This is a genomic window from Cryobacterium adonitolivorans (genome assembly GCF_004402695.1).
GTDB classification, from domain to species: Bacteria; Actinomycetota; Actinomycetes; order Actinomycetales; family Microbacteriaceae; genus Cryobacterium; species Cryobacterium adonitolivorans.
Window position 1 is genome coordinate 126,419 of sequence record NZ_SOFL01000002.1, and the last position, 16,470, is coordinate 142,888.

16 protein-coding genes and 1 pseudogene are annotated in these 16,470 nt (G+C 67.4%); 12 read left to right on the top strand and 5 right to left on the bottom strand.

The genetic code is table 11. From position 1 onward, the window contains the following. Positions 1-209 precede the first annotated feature (209 nt). A pseudogene (locus E3O42_RS00840) lies at positions 210-1,079 on the bottom strand (helix-turn-helix transcriptional regulator). 101 nt (positions 1,080-1,180) lie between these two features. On the opposite strand from E3O42_RS00840, the gene E3O42_RS00845 reads away from it, so the two are divergent. Then, positions 1,181-1,927 (top strand): SDR family oxidoreductase, encoded by a 747-nt coding sequence (locus E3O42_RS00845; RefSeq protein ID WP_134452046.1) that lies wholly within the window; start codon positions 1,181-1,183, stop codon positions 1,925-1,927. Positions 1,928-2,032: 105 nt separating this feature from the next. Here the strand turns inward: E3O42_RS00845 and E3O42_RS00850 are convergent, their stop codons facing one another. Together E3O42_RS00850 and E3O42_RS00855 are read right to left on the bottom strand one after the other, a co-directional pair. Continuing rightward, positions 2,033-2,410 (bottom strand): hypothetical protein, encoded by a 378-nt coding sequence (locus E3O42_RS00850; protein WP_134452047.1) that lies wholly within the window; start codon positions 2,408-2,410, stop codon positions 2,033-2,035. A gap of 78 nt (positions 2,411-2,488) precedes the next feature. Then, a complete protein-coding gene (locus E3O42_RS00855; RefSeq protein ID WP_134452048.1) occupies positions 2,489-3,133 on the bottom strand; it encodes a TetR/AcrR family transcriptional regulator in 645 nt (214 codons plus the stop codon). Positions 3,134-3,368: 235 nt separating this feature from the next. On the opposite strand from E3O42_RS00855, the gene E3O42_RS00860 reads away from it, so the two are divergent. The 11 genes from E3O42_RS00860 to arfB all read left to right on the top strand — a co-directional run bounded on the left by E3O42_RS00860 (position 3,369) and on the right by arfB (position 14,760). Further along, positions 3,369-5,024 (top strand): ABC transporter substrate-binding protein, encoded by a 1,656-nt coding sequence (locus tag E3O42_RS00860; RefSeq protein ID WP_134452049.1) that lies wholly within the window; start codon positions 3,369-3,371, stop codon positions 5,022-5,024. Between the two features lie 97 nt (positions 5,025-5,121). Continuing rightward, the gene (locus tag E3O42_RS00865; RefSeq protein WP_134452050.1) at positions 5,122-5,991 is read left to right on the top strand and encodes an ABC transporter ATP-binding protein; all 870 of its coding nucleotides are present in this window, start codon (positions 5,122-5,124) and stop codon (positions 5,989-5,991) included. Continuing rightward, positions 5,991-6,797 carry an ABC transporter ATP-binding protein gene (locus E3O42_RS00870; RefSeq protein WP_134452051.1) on the top strand — a complete coding sequence of 269 codons (807 nt, stop codon included), beginning with the start codon at positions 5,991-5,993 and terminating at the stop codon, positions 6,795-6,797. The genes E3O42_RS00865 and E3O42_RS00870 overlap by 1 nt, the downstream gene beginning before the upstream one ends. Beyond that, a complete protein-coding gene (locus E3O42_RS00875; RefSeq protein WP_241984543.1) occupies positions 6,794-7,777 on the top strand; it encodes an ABC transporter permease in 984 nt (327 codons plus the stop codon). The genes E3O42_RS00870 and E3O42_RS00875 overlap by 4 nt, the downstream gene beginning before the upstream one ends. Before the next feature lie 3 nt (positions 7,778-7,780). Then, positions 7,781-8,818 (top strand): ABC transporter permease, encoded by a 1,038-nt coding sequence (locus E3O42_RS00880; RefSeq protein WP_134452052.1) that lies wholly within the window; start codon positions 7,781-7,783, stop codon positions 8,816-8,818. Positions 8,819-8,828: 10 nt separating this feature from the next. After that, complete coding sequence (locus E3O42_RS00885) at positions 8,829-11,093, top strand: exo-beta-d-1,3/1,6-glucosidase (RefSeq protein ID WP_241984544.1); 2,265 nt, start codon at positions 8,829-8,831, stop codon at positions 11,091-11,093. A 193-nt stretch (positions 11,094-11,286) separates the two neighbouring features. After that, a complete protein-coding gene (locus E3O42_RS00890; RefSeq protein ID WP_134452053.1) occupies positions 11,287-12,135 on the top strand; it encodes an endonuclease domain-containing protein in 849 nt (282 codons plus the stop codon). 104 nt (positions 12,136-12,239) lie between these two features. Continuing rightward, positions 12,240-12,947, top strand: a complete 708-nt coding sequence (locus E3O42_RS00895; protein ID WP_134452054.1) for a histidine phosphatase family protein — start codon at positions 12,240-12,242, stop codon at positions 12,945-12,947. A gap of 9 nt (positions 12,948-12,956) precedes the next feature. After that, entirely contained in the window at positions 12,957-13,502 is a 546-nt protein-coding gene (locus tag E3O42_RS00900; RefSeq protein ID WP_134452055.1) for a DUF3090 domain-containing protein, read from the top strand. Between the two features lie 2 nt (positions 13,503-13,504). After that, on the top strand, positions 13,505-14,272 hold the full coding sequence (locus tag E3O42_RS00905; protein ID WP_134452056.1) for an SCO1664 family protein: 768 nt from the start codon (positions 13,505-13,507) through the stop codon (positions 14,270-14,272). 65 nt (positions 14,273-14,337) lie between these two features. Further along, positions 14,338-14,760, top strand: a complete 423-nt coding sequence (gene arfB / locus E3O42_RS00910) for an alternative ribosome rescue aminoacyl-tRNA hydrolase ArfB (protein WP_134452057.1) — start codon at positions 14,338-14,340, stop codon at positions 14,758-14,760. Positions 14,761-14,766: 6 nt separating this feature from the next. Here arfB and E3O42_RS00915 read toward each other — a convergent pair whose 3' ends face one another. Together E3O42_RS00915 and E3O42_RS00920 are read right to left on the bottom strand one after the other, a co-directional pair. After that, positions 14,767-15,429: an alpha/beta hydrolase family protein gene (locus E3O42_RS00915; RefSeq protein WP_134452058.1), complete on the bottom strand. Its 663-nt coding sequence runs from the start codon at positions 15,427-15,429 to the stop codon at positions 14,767-14,769. A 9-nt stretch (positions 15,430-15,438) separates the two neighbouring features. Continuing rightward, on the bottom strand, positions 15,439-16,389 hold the full coding sequence (locus tag E3O42_RS00920; protein WP_134452059.1) for an NAD(P)-dependent alcohol dehydrogenase: 951 nt from the start codon (positions 16,387-16,389) through the stop codon (positions 15,439-15,441). Positions 16,390-16,470: the final 81 nt, after the last annotated feature.

The window sequence follows — 16,470 nt, forward strand, 5'->3', positions numbered from 1 at the left end:
ACCCTGTGCTTCCGCTCTTACCTCACGACTGGACCGAGCCTCCCGTTAGCGATGAAAATACACGCGGTGATGAGGTTTCGACACTGGCTGACGCGGGTTGGCGTCGGTGGCGAGCGTCGCTGCACCTCGTATGGTCGGATGCGCCAGCTATACCGGGCGCGCTGGGCCACACGGGGTGCAGTGAGCACCGACGAGCTCGCGAAAAGCCACTACTCGGCGGGTGGGCCGTTGGTCAGGGGCGCCGGCGCGAATCGCTGGTGACCGAGCACGGCCAGGAGCGCCAGCTTTTCCGCGGCCTCGCTCCGCGGCGCCGCGGTGAGGATGAGCAATGCCTGACCCTGGTCTTCGGTGTACAGGGTCTGGCAGTCCAGTTCGATCGCCCCCAGTTCGGGATGGATCAGGGTCTTGTGGTCCTCGAACCGGGTGGCCACATCCTGCAGCTCCCAGATCTCGGTGAACTCTGTGCTCACCCGGCTCAGCTCCCGCACCAGGGCACCCGCACGGGAGCGTTAACCCGCCGCTCCGACGGCCGCTCGGAGGCCGGCCACCTGGGCACGGCTGTGCCGCGGCCGGTCGGCCAGCGGGTAGATCTCCCGCTCGGCGGGGTCGATGAACCACCGGTACACGCTGCTGCGGGCCGGCCCGGTGTACCTGGAGTGGTCGCCGAGCAGCGCCGCGCCCAGCCAGTTCTGCGCCAGCGTCTCGCCGAGGCTGGAGAGGATCAGCGCCGGGGTCTCCTCGAGCCGGTCGAAGACCCGCATCAGCGAGGGGGCAACGTGCGTGTCCAGCGGGGTGCGCGCGGGCACGTTGTGGCCGGCGAGGCGGTACAGGTAGTCACGCTCGTCGTTGCTCAGGCGCAGCGCCCGGGCCAGCGCCCCCAGCATCTGCTCGGATGGTTGCGGGCTGCGGGCCTGCTCCATCCGCACGTAGTAGTCCGCGGACATCCCGGCCAGCGCGGCGACCTCCTCGCGGCGTAACCCGGGCACCAAGCGTCGCGGTCCCGCGGGAAGGCCGACGTCCTCAGGGCGGAGCCCGCTCCGGCGGGAGCGGAGAAAATCGGCGAGGGCAGCTTGGTCCATGCCTCCATCATCCGCCACCGACGCGCCGCTCTCCAGGGACCGGCAGTCCTACGACAACGGCTCCTCTCCCACATCCGGTCGCCGCCCTGCACACTCGAATCATGAATATCACCGGAAACACCATTTTCATCCCCGGCGCCACGTCGGGCATCGGACTCGCCCTGGCCCTGCGACTGCAGGCCGCCGGCAACACCGTCGTGATCGGCGGGCGCCGCGCCGACGTGTTGCAGCGCCTCGCTGCCGAGCACGGTCTGTCGACCGTCACCATCGACACCACCGACCCCGCCTCCGTCCTGGCCGCTCGCGACCAGGTTCTGGCCGAGCACGTCGACCTGAACGTGCTCATCGCCATGGCCGGGGTCATGAACGGCGAGGATGTGCGCGGGGCCGGCTTCCTGGCCGAAGCCGAACGCATCGTCGAGACCAACATCAATGGACCGCTGCGGCTGGTCGCGGCATTCATCGAGCACCTGCAGACCCGCCCCGACGCCACCCTGATGACCGTGTCATCGGGTCTGGCGCACACCCCGCTGATGCACACCCCGACCTACAACGGCACGAAGGCGTTCATCCACCAGTACAGCGAGACGATCCGGCTCCAGCTCGCGGGGAGCACGGTGCAAGTCATCGAGCTCGTGCCGCCGGCCGTGCAGACCGAACTGATGGCGGGTAATTCGGTGAACGAGCACTTCATGCCGCTCGACGCCTTCGCCGACGAGGTCATGGACCTTCTCGAAGCCCAGCCCGACGCCCGGGAGATCCTCGTTGACACCGTGAAATTCCTGCGGTTCGCGGAGGTTGAGGGACGCTACGCCGCCGCTGTCGCGACGCTGAACCCGGCCGCGTAGCAGGGCCGCGCACGCCCCGGACCGGGCCCAGCGATGGATGCGCCGGGGCAGGCGGAGATCGCGAGGTCGTGAGTGGTGCCCGGTGAATCGCCGGCGTAGACCGGATCAGCTCGGGGCGGCGCCCCGGAACGCGCGGATGATCTGCGCGAGCGCCAGCCCGACGGCCGTGATCACGGGCACGGCAACCACCATCAGGGCGATGCGGTTGGGTCGGAACTCCAGGCCGTCCGGTCCGCCGACGTAGGCGCCGATTGGCACCGCGTAGCCACCGCCACCGCCGCCTCGCCCTTCACCGACACCCATGCCCGCCGGACCCAGGCCCCCGTCGGGCATCTCGCTGGTGCCCTCGCCGCCGCCGAAGCCAAAGCCGACGAGCGCGACGGGAACGAGGTCGTGGCCGCCCAATGTGGTCTTCTCGCCGTACGCCAACTTTGCGCCCCATGAAGGCACCGAATCCGCTAATTTCTCAATGAGGTTCGCCATGGAGCGACCGTACGCGGGTTCGCGGTTTCCGGATAGACGCCACCGGCCGCCAGCCTCAACTGAAGCCGACGGCTCCGGTCACGGGAGGTCATGGGCGAGAATCGGGTCGCGCGGCTCGAGAACCGAGGCGACGATGGCCTCGATCGCGAATTCGCTCGCCTTGGCCAGGTCGACGTTGGTGGGATCCAGCAGCCACTGAACCTGGAGTCCGTCCATTACCGCCAGGACCGCGGCGGACGCCAGGGCGATGGTCTCTGGTGGCACGATGCCACGTTCCGCGCACATCACCTCGAAGGCGTGCAGTGCCTCCGCGCGGAGAGTGCGGTACCGGTCCATGAAGAACTCGCGGGCGGGATGGTCGTCGGTGACCGATTCGGCCGACAACACCACGAAGGCCTGCACAATGCCGGCTCGCTGAGCGTTGGTGAAGGCCGTGGTGACCAGGTGTCGGAAGAACTCGATGCCGTCGGGGATGTGCTGCCCGGCCAGGTTCTGCACGTCGGTTTCATCGCGGAAGAGCAACACCTCCATGAGGAGCTGATCCTTCGAGCCGAAGTGATGCAGGATCCCCGGATGGGTCATGTTGACCTGCTCGGCGATGTCGGAGAGCGTGCCGTTGGTGTAGCCCTTGCTGCCGAAGATCTCGGCGGCGGCTTCCAGAATCTCCCGGCGGCGCGCGAGGGTCTGCGGGCGGGGGTGTGACTGTCGTCGTGCCGTAACCATCCGGGTCATCACCTATGCCGTCTCAGAGTCGATGTACCGAATTCTACGCACTGCACGCCCCGCGGAAATCAGTTCTTGAATACTTACTGACAAGGCGGTAAGTTTTACCTGCTACCAACTCAAGGGCGAGAAGTTGCCCGCCGGGGGACTCCCGGTGCCCTGGGTTCTTGCATTCACACAGCGCTATCCGTGTCGCGGCAGCTCTGCCAGACACCTAATCTCGAAGGAGAGATTCATGAGGGTGAAAACCACATTGGTCGCCATGGGGCTGGTGGCCGCGTTCGCGGTCACGGGCTGCTCGGGTGCCAACAACAGCAGCACTCCCGAAAGCGGAGCGTCACTGACGATCGCGAAGCCGGACGGAGCGATTGCCACCGAATCCAACAACCCGTGGGTCGGTGAATCGTCCGGGAACAAGCTCGGCTACATCAACGCCATCCTGGAACCGCTCGGCATCGTCAACCTCATCAGTCCCAGCGACGAGGTGAAGCCCTGGCTCGCGTCAGAGATCACCTGGGCCGCCGACTTCAAGGCAGTGACCCTCGTCGCCCGCGACGGCGTGACCTGGAACGACGGCGAGGACTTCACCGCCGAAGACATCGCGTTCACCTTCACCATGTTCAAGGACAACCCCGAACTGGACACCGCGGCCCTGGGCATCACGGATGTGGCCCTGGACGGGTCCAGCGTGACCGTCAGCTTCGCGGGCTCGATGTTCTCCAAGCAGGACAAGGTGCTGCACAAGCTCATCGTTCCCCAGCACATCTGGGAGAGCGTGGACGACCCCGCCACCTTCGAGAACCCGAACCCGGTGGGCACCGGACCGTACGTGCTCAGCCAGTTCGACACCCAGAGTGTGGAACTGACCGCCCGCGACGACTACTGGGGCGGCGAACTGGCCGTGCCCACCCTCTTTTACGTGTCGTACAACGACAACACCGCCCTCACCACGGCCCTCGCCAACGGCGACGCCGACTGGGCGCAGGCCTTCATCCCCAACGTGCAGTCCGCGTACGTGGACAAGGACCCGGAGCACAACGTCTATTGGGCGGCCGCCGGACTGGCCGTCGACACGATGTTCGTCAACACCGAGACCAAGCCGTTCAACGACGTCGCCTTCCGCCAGGCGATGAACCTCGTGATCGACCGTGATCAGTACGCCGAGATCGCCCGAGAAGGCAGCGTGCCCGTGGTCAGTTCCGTCACCGGCCTGCCGACCCCCGTTGGCGACCCGTACATCTCCGCCGAGTACGAGAACGTGTCATACGAGGTCGACCTGGATGCCGCCAAGAGCATTTTGACGGATGCCGGCTACACCTGGAGCGAGAAGGTTCTCGTCGACCCGTCCGGCGCACCGGTCAGCTTCGCCCTCTCGGTGCCGCAGGGCTGGAATGACTACGTGACCGGCATCAGCCTCATCGCTGACGCGGCCAAGACCCTCGGCGTCGAGGCGACGGTGAACACCCCGGACTCCGACAGCTGGTGGGAAGCCAAGGGAACCGGCGACTTCCAGGCGATACTGCACTGGACCGACACCGGCGCCACCCCGTACGACCTGTACAGCGACATCATGGACGGCCGGTGGCTCAAGCCGCTGGGCGAGAGCGCCGACTTCAACTTCGGACGCTTCGACAGCCCGGAGGCCACGGCGGCGCTGAGCGAGTACACGAACGCCGCTGACGACGCCACTCGCGCCGCAGCACTCGCGACGGTGCAGAAGATCTTCGTAGACGAGGTGCCGTCGATGCCCGTGGGAACCCGCCCCTTCATCGGCGCCTACAACACGCGCAGCTACACCGGCTGGCCCGGCGAGGACAACCCGTACGCGCCGGCCGACCCGACCCAGCCGACGTCGGTGCTGATCCTGACCGAACTCGAAGCCGCCGAGTAACCCGGCCGCATCTCGCACTCCATCGGGCGGGGGAGTTTTTCCTCCGCCCGGTGGCCTCACTCGGGCGTTCCACACCACGAAAGAGCCGTAACCATCCATGACTACCGACGATCTCCTGACGGTCTCCCAGTTCAGTGTTTCGTACGACGTGACTCCACCCGTGGAGGCCGTGCGAGACGTATCCCTCACCGTGCGCCGAGGCGAGATCCTCGGTCTCGCCGGCGAATCCGGCTGCGGCAAGACCACACTCGCCTACGGCATCCAGCGGCTGCTCAAGCCGCCCGCCGTGATCACCTCCGGCTCCGCCGTCTTCCACGATGAATCCGGCGAGGACTTCGACATCAACACGATGGACGAAACCCAAATGCGCGCCTTCCGGTGGGAGAAGGCCTCCATGGTCTTCCAGGGCGCGATGAACGCGCTCAACCCGATCATCACAATCGGCGCGCAGCTACAAGACGTCTTCTCCACCCACCGACCCGCGATGTCGCGCACCGAACGGCGGGCGGAGGCCGGGCGGTTGCTCGACATCGTCGGTGTCGGCAGCGGCCGGCTGCGCTCCTACCCGCACGAACTCTCCGGCGGGATGCGGCAGCGGGTGATGATCGCGATGGCGCTGGCCCTCAAACCCCAGCTGATGATCATGGACGAGCCCACCACCGCGCTGGACGTGCTCGTGCAGCGGGAGATCATCGAGCAGATCTCCGACCTGCGCCGGGAGTTCGGCTTCTCGGTGATCTTCATCACCCACGACCTTCCGCTGCTCCTGGAGATCTCCGACCGGATCGCGGTGATGCGGGAAGGCCGCATCGTGGAAATCGACACCGCTCGCAACCTCTACCAGAACCCCACCCACGACTACACCCGTCGGCTGCTGGCCTCCTTCCCGAGCCTGACCGGCGAACGCGGCGGCTTCGTGCGGCGACCCGGCGAGCCCGCGCTCGCCGTCGAAGCAGGGAGCATCTGATGACCACCCTCGAGTTCACAAACGTCTCGAAGAAGTACCGGGTGCGGGGATCCGGCGAACTACTCGCCCTCGACAAGGTCAACTTCACCCTCACCTCCGGGCAGACCATCGCCCTGGTCGGCCAGAGCGGCAGCGGCAAGTCCACCATCGCCAAGATCCTCACCCAGCTCGAACGGGTCAGCTCCGGGCAGGTGCTGCTCGACGGTACCCCGATCCCCACTTGGGGGCGTCCGCTCCGGCGCTACCGGCAGACGGTGCGGATGGTGTTCCAGGACCCGTTCGCGTCCCTGAATCCGGCGCACACCATCCGTCACCACATAGAGCGGCCGCTTCGGCTGGACAAGGTCGTGCCCGCCGATCAGGTCGAGGAAGAGGTCTTCCGACTTCTCACCCGGGTGCGGCTCTCACCCGAGCAGACCATCGACCGGCGCCCGCACGAACTTTCCGGCGGCCAACGCCAGCGGGTGGCCATCGCCAGGGCCCTCGCGTCCCGGCCCAAGCTGCTCATCGCCGACGAGCCCGTCTCCATGCTCGACGTCTCCATCCGGCTCGAGGTGCTCAACCTGCTCGCCGAACTGCAGCGCGAAGCGAACCTTGGCGTGCTGTACATCACCCACGACCTCGCCACCGCCCGGCACTTCAGCGACGAGATCATGGTGCTGCACCACGGCACGGTGGTCGAGCACGGCAAGGCCGATGACGTCATCCTGCACCCGCAGCACGCGTACACCCTCGCGCTGCGCAATGCCTCTCCCGACCCGGAGAAGCACTTCGCGGCACCGACAACTCCAGGAGCCACCTCGTGAGATTCTTCTTGCGCCGCACCGCGTTCTACGCCTTCACCGCCTGGGCCGCGATCACGATCAACTTCTTCCTGCCGCGCATGATGAAGGGCGACCCGGTCTCTGCCTACCTGCAGAAGAACCAGGGTCGCATCAGCCCGGAGGCCATCGACTCGCTTCGCACCTTGTTCGGGCTCGACTCGAACAAGAGCATGCTCGAGCAGTACATCGACTACTGGCAGTTGCTGTTCTCGGGTGACCTTGGCCGCTCGTTCTCGAAGGGCCTCGCCCCGGTGACGGATGTGATCGCCTCGGCCATCCCGTGGACCGTCGGCCTGGTCGGCATCGCCACGGTGGTCTCGTTCGTGGTCGGCACCGCGATCGGTGCGTTCATCGGCTGGCGCCGCGGCAGCAGGGCGGACGGGATCGTTCCCGTGGCAACCTTCTTCTCCACGGTGCCGTACTTCTGGATGGGCCTGATCGCCATCGCGATCTTCTCCACCACCCTGGGCTGGTTCCCCGCGTCGCACGCCTACGACAAGGGGTCCCAACCCAGCTTCACGCTGGAGTTCGCCGGCCAGGTGATCCAGCACGGCTTCCTGCCCGCGCTGACGCTGGTGATCGGGTCGCTCGGCGGCTGGATCCTGGGCATGCGCAACATGATGATCACGGTCCTCGACGAGGACTACGTCACCGTGGCGCAGGCCAAGGGGCTCCGACCGTCCCGCGTGCTGGTCAACTACGCCGCCCGCAACGCCTCGCTGCCTCAGTTGTCGAGCTTCGCGATGTCGCTCGGCTTCATCGTGGGCGGCACCCTGGTGATGGAACTCGTCTTCTCCTACCCGGGCGCCGGCAAATTGCTCCTGGACGCGACGACGGCCAAGGACTACCCGCTGATGCAGGGGCTGTTCCTCGTGATCACGCTGGCGGTGCTCGTCGCCAACATCCTCGCCGATGTCGCCTACGCGATCCTCGACCCGCGCACCCGCCAGATGGAGGCCTGAGCCATGACGTTCCCGAACCCCGTAGCCACAGCGGTTCCCGCGCTTCTGCCCGGCCGCACCCGCCAGCGCACGGCCCTGAGCCGGCTGGGCCAGACCTTCGCGATGTTCCGCAACGGCAAGTCCCTCGCGGGGCTGAGCATCCTGGGCGTCTTCGTGCTGATTGCGATCTTCGGCGACTGGATCGCCCCGTACGGCCCGCTCGAGAAGGACTTCACGGCCCTGCGGCAACCACCGTCGTGGGTGCACTGGCTGGGCACCACGCACATGGGCGAGGATGTGCTCAGCCAAATCATCTACGGCACCCGCGGTGTGCTGGTGGTCGGCTTCACCGCCGGCGTCATCGCCACGGTCATCGCCGTCGCCATCGGGGTGACGGCCGGTTACGTCACCGGCTGGCGCAGCGAATCGTTGTCCGCCCTGACCAATGTGTTCCTGGTCATCCCCGGACTGCCGCTGATCATCATCATCGCCTCACAATATGAGAACCCCAGCCTGCTGCTGATCTCCTCGGTGCTCGCCATCACCGGCTGGGCCTGGGGTGGCCGGGTGTTGCGCGCCCAAACCATGTCGCTGCGCAACCGCGACTTCATCCAGGCCGCACGCGCCAACGGGGAGCCGCTGTACCGCATCATCGCGGTGGAGATGCTGCCCAACCTCACGGCGATCATCGCGTCGAGTTTCGTGGGCACCGTGATTGCCGCGGTCCTGGGCCTCACCACCCTGGCGTTCATCGGCGTCATCCCGATCACCAACCTGAACTGGGGAACGATCCTGTTCTGGGCCCAGCAGAACGGGGCGTTCCCCGATTTCTGGTGGTGGTACGTGCCGGCCGGCCTGTGCATCGCCCTGCTGGGCATGGCACTGTCGCTGATCAATTTCGGCATCGACGAGTACGTGAATCCTCGCCTGCGTTCAGCTGGCGAGCGGGCCCGTGCCATGCGCAAGAAGGGCTTCGTGCTCTCGGACACCGCCACGGCCGTGCGCCCCCGCCCCAGCACCTCAACAGATCCAGGCGTGACCCACGCCGGCACCAAGCAGTAGGAGATTCATCGTGAGCGCAGTCGTCACCCCGTTCGTCGCGTACCTCGACCCGACCATTCCCATCGGCGACCGCGTCGCCGACTTGCTCGGCTGCATGACAGTGAAGGAGAAGGTGGGGCAGATGATGCAGTTGGATGCCCGGGACGACATCGACGATCACGTGCTGGCCAAGCACGTGGGCTCGATCCTGCATGCCTCGCCGGAGCGGCTGAACCAGGCGCAGGGCCTCACCGCCCAGACCCGGCTGCGGATTCCGTTGATCGTGGGGGAGGACTGCATCCACGGACACTCGTTCTGGATCGGTGCCACGATCTTCCCCACCCAACTGGGAATGGCCGCCTCGTGGGACCCGGAACTGATCGAAAGGGTCGCTAGGGCCACGGCGGTCGAGGTCGCGTCGACCGGCATCCACTGGACCTTCTCACCGGTTCTCTGCATCGCCCGCGACCTGCGCTGGGGCCGCGTCGGCGAGACGTTCGGCGAGGACCCGTATCTGATCGGCGAGCTGGCCTCGGCGATGGTGCGCGGCTACCAGGGCGACGGACTGACCGACCCGACGGCCATCCTGGCCACCGCCAAGCACTTCGCCGGGTACTCGGAGACCCAGGGCGGCCGGGACGCCAGCGAGGCCGACATCTCGCAGCGCAAGCTGAGCTCGTGGTTCCTGCCGCCGTTCGAACGGGTGGCCAGAGAAGGCTGCCGCACGTTCATGCTCGGCTACCAGTCCATCGACGGTGTGCCGATCACCGTGAACGACTGGCTGCTCAACGACGTGCTCCGCGGCGAGTGGGGGTACACCGGCACGCTGATCACCGACTGGGACAACGTGGGCCGGATGGTCTGGGAACAGCAGGTGCAACCGGACTACGCCCACGCCGCGGCCGCGGCCGTGAAGGCCGGCAACGACATGGTGATGACCACTCCGGGGTTCTTCGCCGGCGCGCTCGAGGCCATCGAGCTGGGCCTGCTGGCCGAGTCCGATCTGGACGCGGCCGTGTCGCGCATCCTCACCCTCAAGTTCGAACTGGGGCTGTTCGAGAACCCCCGGCTGCCCGACGCGGAGGCGCAGCGCTCAGCCGTTGCCAGTGCCGCACACACCGACCTGAACCTGCAGATCGCCCGCCGCTCGGTGGTGCTGCTGCGTAACGACGGTGTCCTGCCGTTGCCCATCGGCGGGTCCGCGGCGAAGAAGGTCGCCGTGGTCGGTCCGCTGATCGACGACGCCCAAACCCAGCTCGGCGACTGGGCCGGCTCGTCGGGCCAGGCCGGTTGGCTGCCGGATGGCCACCCGCGGCAGATGATCACTACGGTGCTCGACGGGCTGCGCGAGTTGCTTCCCGCGGAGTGGGAACTCAGCCAGGCGCACGGGGCAGACATCCTGCGACTGGCCCCGAACCCCGAGGGGGAGTCCTTCCCGGACGGACAGCCTCGACCCCCGGTGGTCATTCCCTGCGAGCCCGATGCCGACCTCATCGCCCAGGCCGTGGCCGTCGCGAGCGCCGCCGACTACGTGGTGGCCGTGGTCGGCGACCGCATCGAACTCGCCGGCGAGGGCCGGTCCACCGCAACGCTCGAACTGATGGGCGGCCAGATCGCGCTCCTGGATGCCCTGGCGGCGACCGGCACCCCGATGATCGTGGTGCTGATGGCCTCGAAGCCGCTGGTGTTGCCGGCATCGGCGCTGAACGCGGCAGCGGTGATCTGGGTCGCCAGCCCCGGCATGCAGGGCGGCCGGGCCATCGCGGAGGTGGCGCTGGGCCTGATCGAACCATCCGGACGGCTGCCGATCTCGTTCGCCCGGCACGCGGGCCAGCAGCCCACTTTCTACAACCAGATCCGCGGGCAGCACGGCGACCGGTATGCGGACCTGACCCAGGACCCCGCCTACGCCTTCGGCGACGGCCTCTCCTACACGAAGGTCGAGTATTCCGACCTGCGGCTTCGGCAGCAGGAGCTGACCCGAACCGAGACCGTTCGGGCCGAGATCACATTGCACAACAGTGGTGAGCGTCCGGTCGTGGAAACGGTGCAGGCTTACCTGAGCGACCGGGTCACCTCGGTGAGCTGGGCCGAGAAGGAGCTCAAGGCCTTCACTCAGGTGAGCATCGCCCCGGGGGAGACCGTCACGGTTTCCATTGGGGTACCTGTGGCCGACTGCAGCCTGGTGGATGCGCGCGGCAACCGGGTGGTGGAAGCCGGGGAGTTCTCGCTGCTCGTGGGCCCGTCGTCTCGCGCCGAGGTGCTGCTGGCGGCGGGGTTCCGGGTGACCGACTAAGTCGCCTGTGGTCTTCGAACGATTATTGCGATAGAGGCCGCAAATAGGGACTCTGTGTCCAATCGCATCCTTGTAATCTCACTATGTCCTGTTTTCGAGGTGCTGTTTCTGCACAGGGACGCGGGCGGGGCGAGTTTCAACAGGTGAGTACGGTGTCTGTGAGTGAGCGGATGCCGGCCATGACACTGGGCGCATGGAACTTGGCATCTGGCTCGCCCAGCACGGGGGCATTGCGCACGCCCAGCAGGCCGCGCGCACCGGCTTCACCCGCTACGCGATCAGGCAGCGCATCGCCGGCGGTGAGTGTGCCCGGATCCGACGCGATTGGCTGGCTCTGCCCACGGCTCCATCCGATCTGTGCGCCGCAGCGGCGCTCGGCGGGCGGGTGGCGTGCCTCAGCGCGGCCAGGCGACTCGAGCTGTGGCATCTCTCCGACGGGATGAACCACGTCAGCGTGCCGAGAAACGCCACGGTGCCGGCATCCGACACCCTGCGGGTGCATTGGAGTGTCGGACCGATCCCGGTTGCCCGGTTCGCTCTGGTGGAACCGATCGAGAACGCGCTCGTGCACATCGCCGAGTGCCAACCCTTCGAGAACGCTCTCGTCGTCTGGGACTCCGCCTTGAACAAGAAGCTTGTGACCGAGGCATCACTCGCGAGGCTTCACCTGCGCAGCGCCGCGGCCTGCGCCGTGCGAGCGGCCTCGTCGGGGCTCGCAGATTCTGGCCTGGAGACGCTGCCTGTCTCTCGGCTTGCGGCCATGGGCATCCGGGTCAACCAACAGGTCATGCTCGAAGGACACAGAGTCGATGGGCTCATCGGGCACCGGCTTGTGCTGCAGAGCGATGGATTCAGCTTCCACTCCACAGCGGAGCAGCGGCGGGCGGACATCTCTCACGATCGGAGGCTCGCCCTGCTGGGCTACACGGTTCTCCGCTATGACTACCGACAAATCCTGTTCGACTGGCCACGCGTTGAGGCCGAAATCCTCCAAGCTATGGCCCAGGGCCTACATCTCGCCACGGCCCCAACAAGGAGATAGTGAGGTTTCTAGGATGCTTGCGGGCTATTGCGTCCCAGAAACCTCACGAAGTCCCCACAAGCGTGCGATCACTCGGGGCCCGGATGGCTGTCTAGGCTGTAGCCATGGCCACAGTTCTCCTCGTGCGGCACGGCCGCACCACCGCCAATGCGACCGGCCTGCTGGCCGGGCGAACCGCCGGCGTTCTTCTCGACCAGACCGGGCGGGACCAGGCCGCCGTCACGGGAGGGCGCCTGGCCGCGGTGCCGCTGGTCGGGGTGGTCTCCAGCCCCCTGGAACGCTGCCGCGAAACCGCGCAGCACATCATCGACCGTCAGCCCGGCACCCTGCTGACGCCGATCGAGGACGAGCTCTCCGAGTGCGACTACGGCGACTGGCAGGGCCGCACCCTCAAGGACCTGTCGGCGGAGAAGCTCTGGTCGGTTGTGCAGACTCAACCGTCCGCCGTCACCTTCCCGAACGGGGAGGCGATGGCGGCGATGCAGGCCCGGTCGGTCGCCGCGATCCGCCGCCTGGACGCCGCCTTCGAAGCGGAGCACGGCCCCAATGCCGTCTGGGTGGCGGTGAGTCACGGTGACATCATCAAGTCGATCCTGGCCGACGCCCTCGGCATGCACCTGGACCTGTTCCAACGCATCAACGTTGGTCCGGCATCCGTCTCGATCGTGCGCTACGGCACCAGTCGTCCGACCGTGCACGCCACCAATACCGACGCGGGGGACCTCTCCTGGCTCGCGACGAGCGCCCCAGCGGAGGACGCTCCGGTCGGCGGCGGCGCGGGTCATCAGACTCCGCACGCATCGCGCGCCTAAAATACCTGCATGCCTACAATCGTCCATGAGTTCGCCTGGCCGGATCGGGTCGTCGTCGGCACCGTCGGTCTGCCCGGCTCCCGTACCTTCTACCTGCAGGTGCGCACCGGCGCACAGATCGTCAGCATCGCCCTGGAGAAGCAACAATCCGCTCTTCTCGCCGAGAAGATCGATGAGATCCTCGACCAGCTGATCGCCTACGAGGGCAACCCGTTCAGCATCCCCACGGTCACCCCCATCGAACTGGTCGACAACGACCCGCTGGAACCCGTCGAGGAGGAATTCCGCACCGGCTCGATGAGCCTGGGCTGGGACCCGACGACGGTGCAGATCGTCCTTGAGGCCTTCCCGTTCGTGGACGAGGACGACGACGAACTGCTCGACGTCGCTGTCATCGAACCGGCCGAAATGCTGCTGGTACGGATGCCCGTCGGCACCGCACGGGCGTTCGCCACCCGCACCCGCGAGGTGGTGGGCGCCGGCCGGCCCATCTGCCCGCTCTGTGGACATCCCATCGACGCGGACGGGCACACCTGCACCCTCCCCGGCACCTGACCATGCCGGATGCCGACCTCGCCGACGGCGACCTCGAACTCACCGGCCGCATCACGACCGCGTCCAACGCGACGTTCCTGGGCAGCATCAACGGTGTCACGGTGGTCTACAAGCCCATCGCGGGGGAAAACCCCCTGTGGGACTTCCCCGACGGCAACCTGGCCAGCCGTGAGGCCGCGGCGTACCTGGTCTCGGAAGTATTCGGCTGGAACGTCGTGCCCCGCACCTGGCTGCGCGACGGCCCGATGGGCCCGGGGATGGCGCAACTCTGGCAGGAGCGGGACCCCGACCATGATGCCGTGGACCTGATCCCCGCCGAGGCCATGCCGGAGCAGGGCTGGCGGCACGTGCTCGACGGCCAGGACGAGCAGGATCGGCTGGTGTCGCTGATCCACGAGGACTCCGTGGCGCTGCGCCGGATGGCCGTGTTCGACATCATCGTGAACAATGCCGACCGCAAGGGCGACCACATCCTGGCCATGCCCGACGGGCACCGGCACGGGGTCGACCACGGGCTCACCTTCCACGCCGAGCACAAGCTGCGCACCGTGCTCTGGGGGTGGTTGGGCGAGGACCTCAGCATCGACGAGCTGGCCGGAATCGACCGGGTCAGCGCCGGGCTCACTGCCGGGCTCGGGCTTGAGCTCGCCGGCCTGCTCACTCCTGCCGAAATCGTCGCCCTGGCCTCCCGCTGCGACCGGTTGCGCACCGATGGCCGCTTCCCGGCCCCGGAGGGCCAGATGCCCGCGGTGCCGTGGCCGCTGTTCTGACGGTCCCGGTCAACGATTCCCGCCGAACGGCACCGGCCGCGCCCACATCGTGGGACCCTTGATGCATGGATCTTGAGGTATCGCCCGCGCTCACGATTCCGTCGACGGAACTCGGCTGGCGGTTCTCCCGGTCGTCCGGACCCGGCGGCCAACACGTGAACACGTCGGACAGCCGTGTCCAGGTGTCCTGGAGCGTCGTCGAGTCTGCGGTGCTCACCGACGAGCAGCGGACACTGCTGCTCACCCGACTTGACCGGCGCCTGATCAACGGGGTCGTCACTATGGCCGCATCCGAACAGCGTTCCCAGCTGCGGAATCGTGAGATCGCACTGGCCAAGCTCGCGGAACTCGTGTCCGCGGGTCTCGCCCCCGATGGGCCGAGCCGCCGGGCTACCAAACCCACCCGCGGCTCCGGCCGGCGGCACCTCGCCGCCAAGCAGCAGCGCTCAGCAACGAAGGCGCAACGACAGCGGCCGTCCGCCGAGTAGCAGCGGTTACGCCACGCTCACGCGCATGAACTCGGCCACGATCGGCGCAAGAGACGCGCCCACGCCGGCGGGCGGGCGCTTGGCTCCCCGAACCTCAAATGAGTGGTTCGCCTCGTCGATCAACTGGAGGGTCGCCGCGCCGATTCTGTCCACCACCGGAGTGAGCTCGTCCGGGGTGCCGAACGGGTCCCGCGTTCCCTGCACGAACAGCATCGGCAGGTCGATCCCGTAGAGGTGCTCATCGCGTAGTTTCTCCGGTTTGCCGGGCGGATGCAGCGGGTAGCCGAGAAAGACCAGGCCCGCCGCCGGCATGCCCGCGGCCACCGCCATTGAGGCCATCCGCCCGCCGAAGGACTTACCGGCCGCCCAGACGGGTTCATCGGGGGAGAGGTCGGTTGCCGCTGCCATGGCCGCCCGCCAGGCGACGATCGCCTTGGGTGACCGGTCCGGAAGCCGTCGGCCGGCCTCCCGGTACGGAAAATTGAACCGCAAAGTCGCCACCCCGACAGCGTTCATCGCCTCGCTGAACCCGATGAGGAATGGATGATCGAAGCTGGAACCCGCGCCCGGAGCCAGAACGAGCGTGGCGACAGCGTCGGCCGGCCGGGCGAACGCGCCCGACACTGTCCCGTCCTCCACCACGATGCGAATGTTCTGCGATAAATGCATACGTCCTCCCTAGCCGGTGACGACAACCTTGCCGAGCGCACGTCCCTCGCCAAGGTAGGTGAGCGCCCGCGCCGCCTCCAGCAGCGGAAAGGTGCGGTCGATGTTGATGCTCAGCTCGCCGGCGGCGCAACGTTCGGCGACGGGCTCGAAGTAGGCCGGTCCCTCCCGGGCGATGAGCAGCCCCAACCGGCGCCCGGTGACGAGGCCGAGCGTCGCGCCGACGGTCACGACTCTCAGCACGCTGCGCACGGTTCCGCCGACGCAGAGGTAGCGACCGCCGCGGGCCAACGCACGCCGGTAGGCGAACACCGACCGGTGTGCCACGAGGTCGAGGATCAGGTCGAACGGTTCGAGCCGGGTGAAGTCCGAGGTGGTGTAGTCGACGACCTCGTCGGCGCCGAGCCCGCGCATGAAGTCGAGTTTTCTCCCATTGTCGACGCCGGTCACGTGAGCTCCGGAGCGTTTGGCCAGCTGAATCGCGAATGATCCCGACCCGCCGCCCGCGCCGTTGATCAGCACGCGCTGCCCGCGGCGAGCGCGGGCGATGCCCTGCAGCGCGATCGCTCCCGCCTGGGGCAGCGTCGACGCTTCAGCGAAGGTCAGCTCCGCGGGCTTGTGGGCGAGCGCCGCGACCGGCGCCACCGCGAATTCGGCGAATCCGCCCAGAAGTCCCATATTGTCGCCGTACACCTCATCGTTCACGCGGAACCGGGTGACGCCGGAGCCGACCGCGGCGACCCGTCCGGCAACGTCGGATCCCAATACCCGGCGCCTGGGGGCGCGGAGCCCGCCGATCCGGGCATACCCGGGGCTTCCGGTCAGGCCCTCCCAGTCGGACAGGTTGAGGGAGGTCGCGACGACCTCCACCAGCACCTGGTTCACGCCCGGCGAGGGCTTCGGTAGCTCCTCGACCCTGAGCACGTCGGGCTGCCCGTACCGGTCGTAGACGACGGCCTTCACGCTGGTTGGCCTGTGGGCGCGTGGTGCGGGCTACGGAACATGCCGGTCAGTGTACGCGGAGCGGCCCGTCACGGAGCAGGT

Bases quoted from the DNA above. Each gene is read 5' to 3' on its own strand.
- E3O42_RS00845 (WP_134452046.1), top strand. From the start codon at position 1,181: ATGAATATCACCGGAAACACCATTTTCATCCCCGGCGCCACGTCGGGC.
- E3O42_RS00850 (WP_134452047.1), bottom strand. From the start codon at position 2,410: ATGGCGAACCTCATTGAGAAATTAGCGGATTCGGTGCCTTCATGGGGC.
- E3O42_RS00855 (WP_134452048.1), bottom strand. From the start codon at position 3,133: ATGGTTACGGCACGACGACAGTCACACCCCCGCCCGCAGACCCTCGCG.
- E3O42_RS00860 (WP_134452049.1), top strand. From the start codon at position 3,369: ATGAGGGTGAAAACCACATTGGTCGCCATGGGGCTGGTGGCCGCGTTC.
- E3O42_RS00865 (WP_134452050.1), top strand. From the start codon at position 5,122: ATGACTACCGACGATCTCCTGACGGTCTCCCAGTTCAGTGTTTCGTAC.
- E3O42_RS00870 (WP_134452051.1), top strand. From the start codon at position 5,991: ATGACCACCCTCGAGTTCACAAACGTCTCGAAGAAGTACCGGGTGCGG.
- E3O42_RS00880 (WP_134452052.1), top strand. From the start codon at position 7,781: ATGACGTTCCCGAACCCCGTAGCCACAGCGGTTCCCGCGCTTCTGCCC.
- E3O42_RS00890 (WP_134452053.1), top strand. From the start codon at position 11,287: ATGGAACTTGGCATCTGGCTCGCCCAGCACGGGGGCATTGCGCACGCC.
- E3O42_RS00895 (WP_134452054.1), top strand. From the start codon at position 12,240: ATGGCCACAGTTCTCCTCGTGCGGCACGGCCGCACCACCGCCAATGCG.
- E3O42_RS00900 (WP_134452055.1), top strand. From the start codon at position 12,957: ATGCCTACAATCGTCCATGAGTTCGCCTGGCCGGATCGGGTCGTCGTC.
- E3O42_RS00905 (WP_134452056.1), top strand. From the start codon at position 13,505: ATGCCGGATGCCGACCTCGCCGACGGCGACCTCGAACTCACCGGCCGC.
- arfB (WP_134452057.1), top strand. From the start codon at position 14,338: ATGGATCTTGAGGTATCGCCCGCGCTCACGATTCCGTCGACGGAACTC.
- E3O42_RS00915 (WP_134452058.1), bottom strand. From the start codon at position 15,429: ATGCATTTATCGCAGAACATTCGCATCGTGGTGGAGGACGGGACAGTG.